The 16480-nt window shown below is 32.9% G+C and carries 13 protein-coding genes; 10 read left to right on the forward strand and 3 right to left on the reverse strand.

The annotated features are described in order from the left end of the window. Window positions 1-148: 148 nt before the first annotated feature. The 3 genes from aspS to N1F78_RS05025 are packed head-to-tail and all read left to right on the forward strand — an operon-like array spanning window position 149 to window position 3976. Window positions 149-1903, forward strand: coding sequence for an aspartate--tRNA ligase (aspS, locus tag N1F78_RS05015; protein ID WP_406685089.1), 1755 nt, complete (start codon window positions 149-151; stop codon window positions 1901-1903). 46 nt (window positions 1904-1949) lie between these two features. Further along, the gene (locus N1F78_RS05020; RefSeq protein ID WP_406685090.1) at window positions 1950-3737 is read left to right on the forward strand and encodes a chloride channel protein; all 1788 of its coding nucleotides are present in this window, start codon (window positions 1950-1952) and stop codon (window positions 3735-3737) included. A gap of 2 nt (window positions 3738-3739) precedes the next feature. After that, window positions 3740-3976, forward strand: coding sequence for a hypothetical protein (locus N1F78_RS05025; RefSeq protein ID WP_406685091.1), 237 nt, complete (start codon window positions 3740-3742; stop codon window positions 3974-3976). Here the strand turns inward: N1F78_RS05025 and N1F78_RS05030 are convergent. After that, on the reverse strand, window positions 3973-4422 hold the full coding sequence (locus tag N1F78_RS05030) for a nucleoside deaminase (protein WP_406685092.1): 450 nt from the start codon (window positions 4420-4422) through the stop codon (window positions 3973-3975). The two genes, N1F78_RS05025 and N1F78_RS05030, sit on opposite strands and share 4 nt — an antisense overlap. A gap of 80 nt (window positions 4423-4502) precedes the next feature. On the opposite strand from N1F78_RS05030, the gene N1F78_RS05035 reads away from it, so the two are divergent. From N1F78_RS05035 to N1F78_RS05050, 4 genes are all read left to right on the forward strand, one after another. Further along, window positions 4503-5474 carry an energy transducer TonB gene (locus N1F78_RS05035; RefSeq protein ID WP_406685093.1) on the forward strand — a complete coding sequence of 324 codons (972 nt, stop codon included), beginning with the start codon at window positions 4503-4505 and terminating at the stop codon, window positions 5472-5474. 21 nt (window positions 5475-5495) lie between these two features. Further along, complete coding sequence (dxs, locus tag N1F78_RS05040; protein WP_406685094.1) at window positions 5496-7247, forward strand: 1-deoxy-D-xylulose-5-phosphate synthase; 1752 nt, start codon at window positions 5496-5498, stop codon at window positions 7245-7247. 56 nt (window positions 7248-7303) lie between these two features. Then, window positions 7304-8986 (forward strand): chondroitinase-B domain-containing protein, encoded by a 1683-nt coding sequence (locus tag N1F78_RS05045; protein WP_406685095.1) that lies wholly within the window; start codon window positions 7304-7306, stop codon window positions 8984-8986. Window positions 8987-9115: 129 nt separating this feature from the next. Then, window positions 9116-9487, forward strand: a complete 372-nt coding sequence (locus tag N1F78_RS05050; protein ID WP_406685096.1) for a hypothetical protein — start codon at window positions 9116-9118, stop codon at window positions 9485-9487. Window positions 9488-9648: 161 nt separating this feature from the next. Here N1F78_RS05050 and dgt read toward each other — a convergent pair whose 3' ends face one another. Then, window positions 9649-10971 carry a dGTP triphosphohydrolase gene (gene dgt, locus N1F78_RS05055; RefSeq protein ID WP_406685097.1) on the reverse strand — a complete coding sequence of 441 codons (1323 nt, stop codon included), beginning with the start codon at window positions 10969-10971 and terminating at the stop codon, window positions 9649-9651. Between the two features lie 161 nt (window positions 10972-11132). Here dgt and N1F78_RS05060 point away from each other — a divergent pair, with 161 nt between their 5' ends. The 3 genes from N1F78_RS05060 to N1F78_RS05070 all read left to right on the forward strand — a co-directional run bounded on the left by N1F78_RS05060 (window position 11133) and on the right by N1F78_RS05070 (window position 15828). Then, on the forward strand, window positions 11133-11525 hold the full coding sequence (locus N1F78_RS05060; RefSeq protein ID WP_406685098.1) for a carboxypeptidase-like regulatory domain-containing protein: 393 nt from the start codon (window positions 11133-11135) through the stop codon (window positions 11523-11525). Between the two features lie 283 nt (window positions 11526-11808). Next, window positions 11809-14619 (forward strand): TonB-dependent receptor domain-containing protein, encoded by a 2811-nt coding sequence (locus N1F78_RS05065; protein WP_406685099.1) that lies wholly within the window; start codon window positions 11809-11811, stop codon window positions 14617-14619. A 39-nt stretch (window positions 14620-14658) separates the two neighbouring features. Next, entirely contained in the window at window positions 14659-15828 is a 1170-nt protein-coding gene (locus N1F78_RS05070; protein ID WP_406685100.1) for a multidrug transporter, read from the forward strand. Window positions 15829-15908: 80 nt separating this feature from the next. On the opposite strand, the gene N1F78_RS05075 is transcribed toward N1F78_RS05070, so the two are convergent. Then, window positions 15909-16259, reverse strand: a complete 351-nt coding sequence (locus tag N1F78_RS05075) for a toxin-antitoxin system YwqK family antitoxin (RefSeq protein WP_406685101.1) — start codon at window positions 16257-16259, stop codon at window positions 15909-15911. Between the last annotated feature and the right edge of the window lie 221 nt (window positions 16260-16480).

Below are 16480 nucleotides of genomic sequence, written 5' to 3' on the forward strand. Positions count from 1 at the left end.
AAAATTACTTTTTTTTATCCTTTTCAAAATATTTTTCGACTAGTAACAATCATGCTTCACTGAATAACCTTTTAAACACTTAAAAAAGCATTGTAAATATGGCTAAACTATATACTAATTCTGTAAATTTGCACATCAAAATTTCACTATGTACAGAAGTCATAATTGTGGCGAATTAAGAGCCTCAAGTATTAATACAGAAGTTACCCTTGCTGGTTGGGTACAAAAATCTAGAGATAAAGGATTTATTGTTTGGGTAGATTTGCGTGATCGTTATGGTATAACTCAATTAGTATTTGATGAAGAACGTAGCACCAAAACATTAATTGAGCAAGCTCAAAATTTAGGAAGAGAATTTGTTATTCAAGCTAAAGGAACTGTTGTAGAACGTGCTTCTAAAAATCCAAATATTCCAACAGGAGACATAGAAGTGTTAGTTACAGAATTAACCATTTTAAATGAGGCTATAACACCACCTTTTACTATTGAAGACAATACGGATGGTGGTGAAGATTTACGTATGAAATATCGTTATTTAGATATTCGTCGTAATCCGGTTAAAAACAGCTTAATTTTTAGACATAAAGTTACACAGGAGGTTCGTAATTATTTATCAAAAGATGGCTTTATTGAGGTTGAAACACCTTATTTAATAAAATCTACACCAGAAGGTGCTAGAGATTTTGTTGTGCCAAGTAGAATGAATGAAGGGCAGTTTTATGCACTTCCTCAATCTCCTCAAACCTTTAAGCAATTGCTTATGGTTGGTGGCATGGACAAATATTTCCAGATTGTAAAATGTTTTAGAGACGAAGACTTACGTGCCGATAGACAACCAGAGTTTACACAAATAGATTGTGAAATGGCATTTATAGAGCAAGAAGATATTTTAAATGCTTTTGAAGGTTTAACACGTCATTTAATTAAAGAGGTAAACGGGGTTGAAGTTGACAAATTCCCTAGAATGCTTTATGATGATGCCATACGTTTATACGGAAATGATAAACCAGATATTCGTTTTGGAATGGAGTTTGGTGAGCTTAATGCTGTAGCTCAACATAAAGATTTTAATGTATTTAACAACGCCGAATTGGTAGTTGGAATTGCGGTACCAGGAGGAAATAGTTACACTAGAAAAGAGATAGACAAATTAATTTCTTGGGTAAAGCGTCCGCAGGTTGGTGCTTTAGGGATGGTATATTGTAGATGTAATGATGATGGAAGTTATAAATCTTCAGTAGATAAATTCTATAATCAAGATGATTTAGCAAAGTGGGCGGAAGTTACAGGAGCTAAAGCTGGTGATTTAATTTGTGTGCTTTCGGGAGATACTAATAAAGTTAGAACGCAATTAAGTGCCTTACGTATGGAATTAGCAGAACGTTTAGGCTTACGCAAACCAGATGAATTTGCACCTCTATGGGTTATGGATTTTCCTTTATTAGAATGGGACGAAGAAACGGAACGTTACCACGCCATGCACCATCCGTTTACATCACCAAAACCAGGACAAATAGAATTATTAAAAACAGACCCTGGAGCTGTTAAAGCCAATGCCTATGATTTGGTTTTAAACGGTAATGAAATTGGTGGTGGGTCTATAAGAATTCATGATAAGGAAACACAATCTTTAATGTTTGATTATTTAGGATTTACAGAAGAGGAAGCTAGAGCACAATTTGGGTTCTTAATGGATGCATTCCAATACGGTGCACCTCCACATGGCGGTTTAGCTTTTGGACTAGATAGATTGGTAGCAATTTTGGGCGGACAAGAAACTATTAGAGACTTTATTGCATTCCCAAAAAATAATTCAGGACGGGATGTGATGATTGATGCACCTGCACCAATTGATGACGAACAATTAGAAGAGTTAAGCTTAAAACTTAATACAATATCATAATTAAATAAATCCTGCTACTTGCGGGATTTTTTTGTTAATTTTAAAAATGCCTTTCAACGCTAAAAGTCTATTACGCAAATTTCTTATCTGGAAATACAAACATATTTCAGAACGCCAATTTATATATATCCTTAGTGTTTTGGTTGGTTTTTTAGCCGGAATTGGAACAGTGGTACTAAAAAATCTCACCTATTATATTAGTCATTTTTTTAACCTCTATATTTTTAAAGATTACCAAAGCACTTTATATTTTGTACTACCTATAATTGGACTCTTGCTAGTCTATGTTATTAAGCAAACTTGGTTAAAAAAACATATTGGCCACGGTATTTCTACCACATTGCATGCCATTTCAAAGCTTAATGGTATTATACCCAGATATAATATTTATGCTGGTTTAATCACTGCACCGCTAACCGCTGGTTTTGGTGGTTCGGTTGGGCTACAAGGTCCAGCAGTAAGTGTTGGTGCAGCCCTGGGTTCTAATACCGCTAGGTTATTCCATATGAATACCAAAACACGTTTGCTTTTAGTGGCTTGTGCTTCGGCAGGTGCTATGGCGTCTATGTTTAAAGCGCCTATTGCAGCCATTGTATTTGCCATAGAAATTTTTAGTTTAGATATAGCATTTGCCTCCTTAGTTCCTCTTTTACTAGCATCGGTTTCAGCTGTTGTAACTTCTTATTTTTTCTTGGGGACAGATGTTTTACTTCGTTTTGAATTAATAGACAAATTTGAAATCAATGACATCTTATTTTATATAGTTTTAGGAGTTGTAACTGGCTTAATGTCTGTTTACTTTTCCAAAGTATTTTTTGGAATCACCAATTTCTTCAAATCTTTTGAGAGTAGGGCAAAACGGCTTTTAATAGGTGGGTTAGCCATTGGCACTATGCTGTATTTAATTCCTCCACTATATGGTGAAGGATATGGCATTATGAATAACTTGCTGAAAGGAGACCATATAGCCGCAATAGGAAACACACCATTTAACTTTAATTTAGAAAATATCTGGATAGTTATTGGTCTTCTTATTGGCATAACTATTTTTAAGGCTATTGCTATGACAACCACCTTTGGAGCTGGTGGAGTTGGTGGCGTTTTTATCCCTACTTTAATAATGGGGAGCGCCTTAGGAAATGCTTTTGCTAAAATTATTAATAACATTGGGTTTGGATTTAGTGTTTCTGAATCTAACTTTACCTTAATTGGAATGACGGGGCTAATGGCGGGAGTACTACATGCCCCTTTAACAGCAATATTCCTAATTGCTGAAATAACCGGTGGTTATGAATTATTTGTGCCTTTAATATTGGTTTCTGCTATTTCATTTGCTATCACTAAATACTATATTTCGCATTCAATATATACCTTAAAACTTGCTAAACGCGGTGAATTAATAACTCATAATAAAGATCAAAACGTATTAATGATGTTAGAGATTGACAAGGTTATTGAAACTAACTTTGTAATTCTTACACCAGATATGACCTTAGGTGCAATTTTAAAAAATGCTGTGGCTAAATCATCTAGAAATCATTTCCCCGTTGTAAATGAAAATCATGAATTTTTAGGAGTAATTAGATTAGATGACATGAGACATATGATGTTTAATACAGAACTTTATGATAAAGTAACCGCAGGGAGTTTAATGCATGCTGATGCTGGTATTATTAAATATGAATCTGATACCATGAATGACATTATGATGAAATTTAAAACCAGTGGTGCTTGGAATTTACCTGTAATTAAAAACGGAAAATATTATGGTTATATTTCAAAATCTAAACTGCTTACAGCCTACCGTCGTCAATTAATTAATGTTACACATTAAAAATGAAGTATCTAATTCTTATATTTTTTTTAGCCTCAGCAGGCTTAATTATTGCGGGTTTTACCACCAATACGGAAAACTCACAAAAACTTATCGGGTTTGGGGTAGTAGGGTTATTTGTTATTGTATTTCCACTTTTTTCATACTACAGATGGAAAGACAAAAACCTTAAAGACTATATGTTAACTAAGGAGAATCTTGATAAAATGAGAGAATCTCAAGAGGATAACAGACGCTAATTCAAATTACGTTTAGAAACAAAAAAACGTTTTATTAACTCACTTGATTCCTCCGCTAGAATACCGCCTTCAATTTTAGTTTTCGGATGAAGTTTAGTCTTTAAATTAATACAACCACGCTCTATATCTCTTGACCCGTATACAATTTTTGAAATCTGGCTCCAATACAAAGCTCCCGCACACATTTGGCAAGGCTCTAAAGTCACATACAAGGTACATTTTTGAAGATATTTACCTCCTAGAAAATTAGCCGCCGCCGTTATAGCCTGCATCTCTGCATGAGCAGTAACATCGTTTAAGGTTTCGGTAAGGTTATGCCCTCTTGCAATAATCTTATCATCTATTACAATAACAGCCCCAACAGGAATTTCACCTTTTTCAAAAGCAGTTTCAGCCTCCTGAATAGCTTTTCGCATAAAATAGGTATCATCAAAAGGTTCTATCATAATAGCAAAAATACAATTTCAAAAAATTGTAAAGGTAATTCGGCAAGAAGTTTGATGAAAAAACATTAATCACTTCCATCATGAAAAAACACTATTCTATTAAAATTCCCGAGCCTTGTCATGAAAATTGGAATGCCATGACACCCAAGGAAAAAGGACGCCATTGTGATTCTTGTGCAAAAACAGTTATCGATTTCACAAAAATGAGCACTTTAGACATTCAAGATTTCATACATCAGAATAAAGAAAACCGAATATGTGGTCACTTTAAACAAACTCAATTAGATAGCATTAATTTGAGAATTCCATCCCAAGTTTTGGAAAAACAACTCGGATTTCATAAAATATTTTTAATTGCGCTGCTTTTTACCATGGGAACAAGTTTAATGAACTGTACAAACCAAAATGGTAACCTACAAAAAATTGATAGTATAGAAATCATTGATGAAAAGAGTAAAGAAATTATTGATGTATTAGGGGGATTACCTGAATTTGAACAAATAGATTCCTTATCCAAAAAAGAATGTAATTCTACTTCTAAAATAAGCTCAATAAATGAGGTTCCAATTGATGGAGAACTTTTTATTACAACTGTTGGTGACATAGAATATATTGAACCCAACAAGGATTCCTTAAATACCGAAATTGTAACTCCAAGTTGGTGTCCAGCACCAGAAAATGAGCTTGTAGGTGATATAGTCATAGGTTTCATAATAGCCGAAAATCCTCCCGAATTTAAAAACACACCAAAAAACTTATCCAATCAAGAAAAAAAAGACCATTTTCAGAAACGCATTTCTGAATTTATAACTAAAAATTTTAACACCAAAGTTTGTTTAGATCTAAAAGGAAAACAAAAAGTGTTTACACAATTCAAAATTGACACCACTGGTCAAGTTGTTGAGATAAAAGCCAGAGCTCCTCATCCGTCTTTGGAAAATGAGGCAATAAGAGTAATTGATATGCTTCCACAATTTATTCCAGCTAAACAGAGAGGCAAGCCTATAAAAATGCTATATAGTTTACCTATTGTTTTTCAAGCAGAAGAATAATAAAACTTGTACTTTTGCCTTGTGCAAAACCAATTATTAACACATATAAATTCACCTGAAAATTTACGTAATCTAAAGGTTGATGATTTACCTCAACTGGCACAAGAGCTACGCGAGTTTATCATCAATATTGTAGCTACAAAGGAAGGTCATTTAGGTGCTAGTTTGGGTGTGGTTGAATTAACCATTGCACTTCATTATGTGTTTAACACACCCGAAGATCTATTAATTTGGGATGTTGGGCATCAAGCTTACGGACACAAAATTTTAACGGGTAGAAAACATATTTTTGACACCAATAGGCAATTAGGTGGTATTAGTGGGTTTCCTAAAAGAGACGAAAGTATTTATGATGCTTTTGGCGTAGGGCATTCTTCAACTTCAATTTCTGCAGCCTTAGGTATGGCTATAGCATCAAAGCTTAAAGGCGAAAACAAACAGCATATTGCTGTTATTGGTGATGCTTCTATTGCAAGTGGTATGGCCTTTGAAGGATTAAATCATGCCGGGGTTTCAGATGCTAACTTATTGGTTATTTTAAATGACAATGCCATTGGTATAGACCCAAGTGTTGGTGCCCTTAAGCAGTATTTAACAAATGTAAAAAAAGGCACTAATAAGCGAAATAATATTATTGAAGCACTTAATATAGATTATTCTGGCCCTATTGACGGTCATGATATTGATAAAATCATTTCTGAACTTGAAAGATTAAAAGCTGTTAAAGGCCCTAAGCTGTTACATATAATAACCACCAAAGGAAAAGGCTTAAAACAAGCTGAGGAAAACCAAGTTAAATATCATGCCCCTGGTAAATTCAATTCTAAAACTGGCGAATTACATATTAAACAAAGTTCAGAATTCACTAAATATCAAGATGTTTTTGGGAGAACTATAGTAGAACTTGCTAAAAAAAATAAAAATATTGTTGGAATTACTCCTGCAATGCCTACAGGTAGTTCTTTAAAATATATGATGGAAGAAATTCCAGATCGTGCTTTTGATGTTGGTATTGCAGAACAGCATGCTGTTACTTTAGCTGCTGGTATGACAACTCAAGGTTTAGTACCTTTTTGTAATATTTATTCCACTTTTTTACAACGCGCCTATGACCAAGTAATACATGATGTTGCTTTACAAAAATTACCAGTTATTTTTTGCTTAGACCGTGCCGGTTTAGTAGGTGAAGATGGCGCCACGCACCACGGTGTTTTTGATTTAGCTTATTTACGTTGCATTCCAGATCTAATCATCTTTGCTCCTAGAAATGAGGTTGAATTACGCAATATTATGTACACCGCTCAATTAGGCTTAAACCAACCTATTGCTATTAGATACCCTAGAGGAAGAGGGAATATAAAAAATTGGAAACAAGCCTTTGAAAAAATTACTATTGGTGAAGGCGTTACTCTTAAAAAAGGAGCACGTTTAGCAATTTTAAGCATAGGTAGTATTGCTAAAAATGTTACTGAAGCCATTACTGATTTAGAAGTATCGCATTACGACATGCGTTTTGTAAAACCTTTAGATGAAAATTTACTTCACAAAATTTTTAAAAATTACAGCACCATTATAACCGCTGAAGACGGTGCTGTTAAAGGTGGTTTCGGAAGTGTCATTTTAGAATTTGCCTCAGAAAACAATTATAACAACACTATTAAAACCTTAGGGGTTCCAGATAATTTTATTGAACATGGTAAGATAGATGAGTTGCAGCAATTGGTTGGTTTAGATGCAAATAGCCTACATAAGTTCATTGAAGAACTTTTATAAAATACTCTACTTTATAAAAAGATGGGGTAACTTAGTAAAAATTGAAAAGAAAATATATGAAAAAGTTCTACATATTAATAGTCACACTAGTATTAAGTATTAGTAGTTCAGCTGATACGTTTATAGTTAACTCTCAATCAAGTTTTAACAACGCCTTATCCGCTTCTTCAAGTGGCGATATTATTGAATGGACTTCAGGAACCTATTCTAACATTTTTATGGATATTACTAAAGCTGGTATTACTGTAAAAGCAGCAACCGCTGGCGAAGTTATTTTTAACGGAAGCTCTCGAGTTGAAATTGATGCAGACAATATTACATTTAGTGGTTTTCAATACATTGGTGGTAATATTGGCACTAGCCATGTTGTTCGTATTTACGGTAGTAATGTATTTTTTACCAACGTAAACATTTCTCAATATACCTCTTATAAATATTTAATCATACAAGACCAAAGTCAGTATACTACGGTTAGTTATTGCAACTTTGAAAATAGAATAAATACGCCAGATCAAAACATATTATCAATACTTGTAAGTAGTTCTCAAGCAGGTTTTCACAAAATTCAATATTGTTCATTTAAAAATTTTTCTGGCTCTACCCCAGGTGGAGATGCCGGTGTAGAACCTATTAGAATTGGTGTTAGCTCTACAGCCATGTATGAAAGTAAATCTATTGTAGAATATTGCTATTTCACACAATGTAATGGTGATGGTGAAATAATTTCTCATAAGGCCAGACAATGTGTTTACAGGTACAATACGTTTGATGATAACCCCTATGCAGAATTAGTTTTAAGACATGGAGATGCCGGAATTGTTTATGGCAATTTTTTCACCAATGGCTACGGTGGTATAAGAATTCAAGAAGCTAGTGATCACTTAATCTTCAATAATTATTTTAGTGGCTTAACCAATAGATCTTTAAACCTAAACAATGGTAGTACAGATAGATTAAACAATATATTAATTGCATACAACACCTTTGTAAATAGCGCCCCCATTGATATGGAAAATGGCACTAACGAAGCTGAAAATGTTACCCTAGCAAACAATATTTTTGCATACCCATCTGATAGTGAACTATTTGAAGATGTGACCGGAATTGAAACTTGGATTGGAAATATTGCCAACGGTACCTTAGGTAGCGCTAACAGCACAAATTTTACCTTGACCGATCCTTTATTGGCTACAAACGGGCAAGGTTATTATGAAATTACTGTTACAAGTCCTGCCATTGATAACAGTGTTGCTGGCTTCCCAACTTTACCCATTTATAGTGACTTAAACTATGATAACAACATTTTACTAGATATTATATTAAACGCTAGACCTTCAATAATTACGGATAAGGATGTAGGTTGTGAAGAATACAATGCTTCTTCAGTTGTGAAACCCCATGTGAATGAAGATAATACTGGACCAACTTACCTCATGCCTACATTAAGTGTTTCTAATTCTATTAAGAATTTAGATAATGGTATTAATTTTTATCCCAACCCCGTAAAAGACAGTGATATTACATTTAATTTCAACTTTAATATCAATACGTTGGTTACTATAGAATTATATGATTTGAAGGGACAAAAATTAAAGACCTTAGTTAACAAACATTATAGCAACGGCACTTACACAAATAAAATAGATTTTTCCTCAGGTGTGTATTTATTAGTTTTTAACGTAAAAGATACGTTTAGTAATACTTCAATATCTAAAACAGAGAGATTAATTAAGTTATAAATAGCACCAAATAATCATTTTGCATTTTATTTAGAGGTTTTATTTAGGCTAAAAACAGCTAACTTCGTTCAGCAGTAGATATAAAACATAGAAACGATTTCATATAAAAGCGTTGAAGCTAATTTGAAAATGACAAAGATTAACGATAAACAAATAAGAATTTCAGTGCTAGGAATTTTCGCAGTGATATTCGGTTTATTGATTTGGTTTTTGAGCACTACTTATTTTATCAAAAAAGATTACTTAGATTTTAAAAATACTGAATTTAAAGCAACATTATTCTCTAAAAAAGATGAACACCTCATAAAAGGAAATAAAATTTATTTAAAGAATGGACCTCAATTAATTGTACAAAGAGAGTTGTTTGATAAACTGAATGTAGGTGACTCTATCATTAAAAAAGTTAATTCTGACTCTATATTTTTTCATACAACAAGTGGAGTTATAATTGACGACTATAATAAGTTTAAAAGGAAAAAATATTTAAAAACTTTAAAATAAAATCACCTTCGTAATGGCGCAATAAAAAGATATATTCCTTCAACGTGGCCCAAGGTAGACTCCAAGCCACTCTTTTGGTCCTGAATCCAGTTCAGGACAAAGGCAACACCCAACTTCTCGATAGAATTCCAATTTTCAATCAGAATCACTAGAAGTGACAATTAAAAAGTAACCCCCTCAATAGTCTTAAAGTTCAGTATAGCTTTACTATCAGACAGTAAAGACACATAATGACAAACGGCCAATAACCTTTCATATAAATCATCACTAGAAAAGTCTATAGTTTTGGGTAACCTATTTAAAATTAGCGCATCATAATTTGAAGCGTTTCCGTTAAAACTGTTATTTACCGCATTAGTATAAACACCCAATAATTTATTAATAATTTGGTAGCCCGCTATTTCTTTATCTACCACCTCTTCAGAATGGTAAATGTTTTCTACACTAATTTTTATAATATCATTTATTTGAGCTTCGTATTTACTTTTATCAAATAAAGCACAGTTAAAATCGCCGCTTAAAATAGCTTCTTCATGGTTCATAAAAATATCCGCAGCCTCATCTATAAGTGCCCCTATAGCCAATGCCCTTAAGTAACTTAAACGCTCTTCTTTATTACTTAAGGCATAGTATGTATCTGATTTAATACTATCTCTTACCAAGTTAATTAAATACTCTAAGGCAAACTCTTCTTCTATTAAACCTAAATTTATACCATCTTCAAAGTCTATAATGGTATAGCAAATATCATCTGCAGCTTCTACTAAATATGCTAACGGATGGCGCGCATAACTTATATCATTCTCAGAGCGTTTTACAAGCCCTAATTCTTTGGCTACATTTTCAAATAGCACCTTTTCAGATTGAAAAAGGCCATACTTTTTATCGGCAATATGGTTGGTTGGTTTTTTAGGTAATGATTCCTTTGGGTATTTCATAAAAGCACCTAAAGTAGCATAACTTAAGCGCAACTTGTTTTGTGTTATTATTTTAAAGCCATTAGCATTACCTTCAAAATCACAAAGGTCTTGATATTGTTTATCTGTTAATTGGTCTTTGTACTTTAAACCATCTCCAGTCTTAAAAAATTCGCCAATAGCTTTTTCACCTGAGTGCCCAAAGGGCGGATTTCCAATATCATGTGCTAAAGCTGCGGCTGCTACTATAGCACCAAAATCATTAATTTGATACCCATGTACTTCTTTTAAATGCGGATATTTTTTTAAAAGACGCTGCCCTACTTTTCTACCTAAAGACCGCCCTACCACACTTACCTCTAAACTATGGGTTAAACGCGTATGCACAAAATCTGTTTGAGACAAAGGGATAACCTGTGTCTTATCTTGAAGGCTTCTAAATTCTGATGAAAAGATAACCCTATCATAATCTACCTCAAAACCTAATCTGGTTTCGTCTTGCTCTTTTCTTATGCGCTTATTGGTATCTCCAAAGCGTTTTAATGATAGTAATTGTTCCCAGTTCATGCAATAATTTTAAGAACAAGCAAGATAATTAAATTCAATAAAAATAAAACGGAAAATCTCTTAACATTAAGGTAACCTAAAAATGAAATACCATTAACAATTACATAACATTAAACACTAAAAAATAACTAATCTTTGCACCAAGATTTTAATCCATTTAAATGAAACATTTAGTAGCAATATTTTTCATTCTTTTTTCAGCAAGTGTTTTTGCCCAAGATACGGGGTTAATTGTTGGAAAGGTATTAGATAAAGATGCTAATAACATGCCGCTTGCTTTTGCTAATGTTTCTATAAAAGGCACTTCTACCAATGTTTCTTCTGATGTTTCTGGGCTTTTCCTTTTAGAAAACTTAAAAGCTGGTGAATATACCTTAGTTTGTAATTTTCCGGGTTACGAAACTAAAGAATTAAGTATTACAGTTGATGCTTTAGAACCTGCTGAAATACGTTTAGAACTTGGTTCATTTACAATGCCAATGCCATTAACAGCATCTATTGATAGCTCAAGTAAAGCATCTGTTTTACAAGCAACTTCCACGTCATTAAATTAGTAAATTACTACTAATTATTTTTAAGGTTTTTTAAAACTTAACTCGCTCTTTTAATAAGAGTTAAGCTTTCTATTTATTAGCTTTTCCTTTGGAATATAGATGCTCTTTTAAAAATCTACCTATACTCTAATTTTCTATGTTAAGAAATTGTTTTCTTAAACCCAAAAACACACCACTTCTCATAACATTAGCATAACGCTTTTATTACTGTTCTTTAATGTGCAGATAACACCATATTTACATTAGTGCTATTTCTTTGCGCCAAGAAATTATAAAAATAATAATGAGAAATTTTATACTGTTAATTTTATTCTTTACAACTGCTTTTACATATGCACAAGGTACAGGTTCAGTGGCTGGAAAGCTTATTGATAAAGAATATAATAATGAGCCATTAGCGTTTGCTAATGTTTTAATTAAAGGTACTACAAAAGGAACCACATCTGACTTTGATGGCTTATATCAAATTGAAGATTTAGAAGTTGGAGAATACACATTAGTTTTCAGTTTTGTGGGTTACCAAACACAAGAAATTAAAGTAACTATTATTGCTGGTGAAACTGCGCAACTTAATGTTGAAATGGGAGCTAGTGCTGCTGCTCTTGATGCGGTTATTCTTGCTCCAGTTACTACAAAACGTGAAAGTGAAACAGCATTACTGTTAGAACAAAAGAAAGCTGTAGAAATTAAACAAAGTATTGGCGCACAAGAGTTATCTAGAAAAGGTGTAAGTGATGCTGCTGGTGCTGTTGCAAAAATTTCGGGTGTATCAAAACAAGAAGGGTCTAGTAATGTATATGTACGTGGGCTTGGAGACAGGTATTTAAACACCTCTATGAATGGTTTATCATTACCTTCTAATGACGTTAACAAGAAGAATATAGATTTAAACTTATTCTCATCAGATGTTATTCAAAATGTATCTATTAGTAAAGCATACGGCGCGCAATTTTATGGAGATTTTGCTGCTGGTAATGTAGATATTACTTCAAAAGAACATAAAGGTAATTTCTTTATTGATATAGTTTCTGGTACAGGTTTTAACACCAATGCCATAGGAGAAAATTTTGTTCGTAGTGAAGGTACTGGCTATTTTGGTTATTACGGAAGATATGCTCATGACCCTTTTGCGGTTATATTATCACATGGTGTAGATCCAGAAAGCGTAAGTACACCTATTAATGTTTCTTACGGAGCTTCAATAGGACACTCATTTAAATTTGAAAACGGTTCCAAATTAAGTGTTTTTGCAACGGGTAGTTTTGAAAACGGTTATGAATACAGAACAGGTAAAAACATTGATTTTACCACTGTAGAAAAGAAAGCTTTTGAAGCTTCTGAAGAATTTGAATATAGCACTACTTCTACGGCTATGGCTAATGTATTCTACAGAATAAACAGTGACAATACCCTAAGTTTTAACTCAGTATTTATTAATAGTTCTTCAGATGAAGTTGGTTATTACGGTATTGATGGTAATGGAAGAAACAGAGATGCTATTTTAGATACAGACCAAGGGTTTTTCCAAAAAAACATTCAGTTTGATCAGACAAGAATGTTTGTAAATCAATTATTGGGTAATCATAAATCTGGCAAGCTAGAATTAGATTGGGGATTTGGTTATAACAGAGTACTTTCAGACCAACCAGACAGAAAGCGTTTTAGTGTTGAAAACTACCAATATGCATTAGATAATGATACTACAACAAACCCAACATTTTATAGTAATGTAGTGTTTGATAACCAACGTTATTTTCAAAATATTGAAGACGATGAATACAATGGTCGTTTAAACTTAGCTTATGAAGCAAACGATAATATAAAATTTAATTTTGGATATAACGGTCGTCATAAAACCAGACAATTCAATAATATAAGATATGGTTATGATATTGTAGATGGAGATTACCAAATTACAGATATTAATAATTTAAATGCGGTTTTCAATCTTGATAACCTAAATATTAATGATGATTCTAACGGTATTTACGAATTAAAAGTTATTAATCCGTACCCAAACTTATCAAATACAAACAGACCTGGGCTTAATGAAAATACCTATAGCGGTAAACTAAATATTTATGCAGGTTATTTTGATGCTGAAATTACAGCAGGCGAAAAATGGTTATTTGTTCCAGGTATAAGACTTGAAAGCTTTGAACAAAACATTGAATACGATGTAATAAACTTAGGTAATAATGGTGTGGACTCTAAATCATCTGAAGAAACATTTATCCTTCCTAGTTTAAATATTAAATACGCACTTAACGAAGACCAAAACCTACGTTTTTCTGCTAGTAAAACAGTTTCAACTCCAGAGTTTAAAGAAATTGCACCCTTTGTTTACGAAGATGTATCTACAAGAATTGGTGGTAACCCAGACGTTCTTGGATATTCAGATATTCTAAACATTGATTTAAAATATGAATGGTTCTTTGGCAAGAGCGAAATATTTTCAGCTGGAGCATTTACAAAACAGATTGATAACCCAATTAACTTAGTTGTTGTTGGTGATGCAACAGGAACACAACGTTACGTAAGAACTGGTGACCAAGCAACTATTTATGGTTTTGAGGTAGAGTTAAGAAAAAATCTTCTAGTTGATGAAGATGAAAATGCCAATTTATCATTTGGTGTTAACGCTACTTATATGAAAACCAAACAAGATTTATACGAAACTATTGATGGAACTTTTGATTTAGCCTTTAATAGAAATGAAGATGAGCTACAAGGTGCTTCTCCGTTCTTATTAAATGCAGATGTTAGTTTTTCTCCCACATCGTTTGAGAACTACAAACCAGTTGCCAACTTAGTATTCTCTTATTTCTCAGATCGTATTGATGCTTTAGGTTCTGGCGATTTAGGAAATATTGTAGAAAAAAGTGTTCCTACTTTAGATTTTATCTGGAAAAACACAATCAAAGAAAATTTCGAAATCAATTTTAGCGCTAAAAACTTACTAAACCCAACTATTCAATACGTAAGAGAAGATCAAAACTTAGGAGATGTTCTTGTGGTATCTGCAAACGGAAAAGGTGTTACAGACTATAAAAGAGGTATGAATATAGGGCTTCAGCTTAAATACAAATTCTAAAATCAACATAATTAAAAAAATAAATTAAAAATTAAAACAATGAAAAAACAATTAATCTTAGGCTTAGCATTAGTTTCAATGGTATTCTCATGCTCTACAGATGACACTGCTGATATTATAATAAATGATAACAGTGTTACTAATAATAATGGTGGTGGTACAACAGACCCAGGAACAATTTTCTTATCAGGTACTTATACAGAAGATTTAACTTTAGATGCTAACAACACTTACAAATTAAATGGGTCTTTAATCATGACCGATGGAACTACGTTAACCATTCCTGCTGGAATGACTCTTGAAGCTCTATCTTCTGGCGCAAATGTTTATATTGCTATTTCACAGGGGGCTAAAATTGTAGCTAATGGTACTGTAGATAACCCAATTGTTTTAACTTCTGATGCTTCTAATCCTTCTGCAGGAGATTGGGGTGGTTTAATTGTATTAGGAAAAGCACCAATCAACTCCGTAACTGGAACAGCTACTGCAACTTCAGAAATTGCAAGTTTACCTTATGGTGGTCAAACTGCTGATGATAACTCTGGATCTTTAAACTATGTAAGAGTTGAGTATTCTGGTGGTGCTGCAGATGGTCAATCTGAAAACAACGGATTTTCTTTTTATGGTGTAGGTAGTGGTACAGTTGTTAACTACATTCAGGCTTACGCTGGTAAAGATGATGGTATTGAGTTTTTTGGAGGAACTGTAAATGCAAGCTACGTTTCTGTGATCAATGCTGAAGATGATTCTGTAGATTGGACTGAAGGGTATGCAGGAACATTAACTAACGTTTATATTTCTAACAGAACTACAGACGATAAAGCTATTGAAGCAGATGGTTACAATACAGATTTTAGTAATGCTACTGGTGTATTCTCTAAACCAACTGTAAATAATTTAACTATTGTAGGTCAAGGAACTTCAGAAGGTCACTCTGAAGCGGTTAGATTAAGAGCTGGTACACAAGGAATCTTTACTAACGTACACATTACAGGTTACGTTGAAGGATTTGATCTTGATGATGAAGATACTGGAAACGGTGTGGTAAGCGATGATTTACAAGTAACCAACGTTACTTTTGTAGATGTTACTACTAACATGAAAAACGATACAACAGTATCTTTTACAGATGCAGATTTTTATACTGGTGAAGGTTCTGGTACTGCTACAGACTATGCTACTTGGGGAGCTGGGTGGACAAAACAATAAACATTCCGCTTTAAATAGGAAAATAAAAAAAGCATCCATTTGGATGCTTTTTTTATTTCCTATAATATTATATTATAAACTTAAAGAGCTTCGGACTCTTCTGGCGTAATAACTTTAGTAATTTTGGAGTCGGAATAATGCACTTCATTTACAGTTCCATTGGCCCAAAATGTCCATTTACCAACCTTTTTACCATTTTCATAGTTTCCTACAGCTATTTTTTCACCTTGATTATTGAAACTAACCCATGTACCATGTAATTTACCTTCTTTATTAAAGGTTCCTTTTTGCTGAATGCTACCATCGGCATAAAAGTAGGTTGTTTCTATTAATCCGTCTTTTTCTACATGCTTAACTTTGTTGTTTACTTCCTGTGAAAAAACAGATGTGCCTATAAATAATACTGCTATAATTAAAATATATTTTCTCATAATATGTGGGGTTTTAATAATTATATATCGAATTTACAAATAACTTAACTTTTAAACAACACTCTCTTAACGTTGAGTTAACATTCGAAATGTATTTATCTCATTTTCAACTCTTTAACTTGATAAAAAAAATAAAAACTTAACATTGGAATATTAATAATTACTTAATATTGAGGTTACATTAAGATTAACTTAAACTCTGATATTTGTAATTGTCCTCG

It is taken from the genome of Seonamhaeicola sp. MEBiC01930 (genome assembly GCF_045277075.1).
Classification (GTDB): Bacteria; Bacteroidota; Bacteroidia; order Flavobacteriales; family Flavobacteriaceae; genus Seonamhaeicola.

Coding starts and splice junctions, on each gene's coding strand:
- aspS (WP_406685089.1), top strand. CDS start 149: ATGTACAGAAGTCATAATTGTGGCGAATTAAGAGCCTCAAGTATTAAT.
- N1F78_RS05020 (WP_406685090.1), top strand. CDS start 1,950: ATGCCTTTCAACGCTAAAAGTCTATTACGCAAATTTCTTATCTGGAAA.
- N1F78_RS05025 (WP_406685091.1), top strand. CDS start 3,740: ATGAAGTATCTAATTCTTATATTTTTTTTAGCCTCAGCAGGCTTAATT.
- N1F78_RS05030 (WP_406685092.1), bottom strand. CDS start 4,422: ATGATAGAACCTTTTGATGATACCTATTTTATGCGAAAAGCTATTCAG.
- N1F78_RS05035 (WP_406685093.1), top strand. CDS start 4,503: ATGAAAAAACACTATTCTATTAAAATTCCCGAGCCTTGTCATGAAAAT.
- N1F78_RS05045 (WP_406685095.1), top strand. CDS start 7,304: ATGAAAAAGTTCTACATATTAATAGTCACACTAGTATTAAGTATTAGT.
- N1F78_RS05050 (WP_406685096.1), top strand. CDS start 9,116: ATGACAAAGATTAACGATAAACAAATAAGAATTTCAGTGCTAGGAATT.
- dgt (WP_406685097.1), bottom strand. CDS start 10,971: ATGAACTGGGAACAATTACTATCATTAAAACGCTTTGGAGATACCAAT.
- N1F78_RS05060 (WP_406685098.1), top strand. CDS start 11,133: ATGAAACATTTAGTAGCAATATTTTTCATTCTTTTTTCAGCAAGTGTT.
- N1F78_RS05065 (WP_406685099.1), top strand. CDS start 11,809: ATGAGAAATTTTATACTGTTAATTTTATTCTTTACAACTGCTTTTACA.
- N1F78_RS05070 (WP_406685100.1), top strand. CDS start 14,659: ATGAAAAAACAATTAATCTTAGGCTTAGCATTAGTTTCAATGGTATTC.
- N1F78_RS05075 (WP_406685101.1), bottom strand. CDS start 16,259: ATGAGAAAATATATTTTAATTATAGCAGTATTATTTATAGGCACATCT.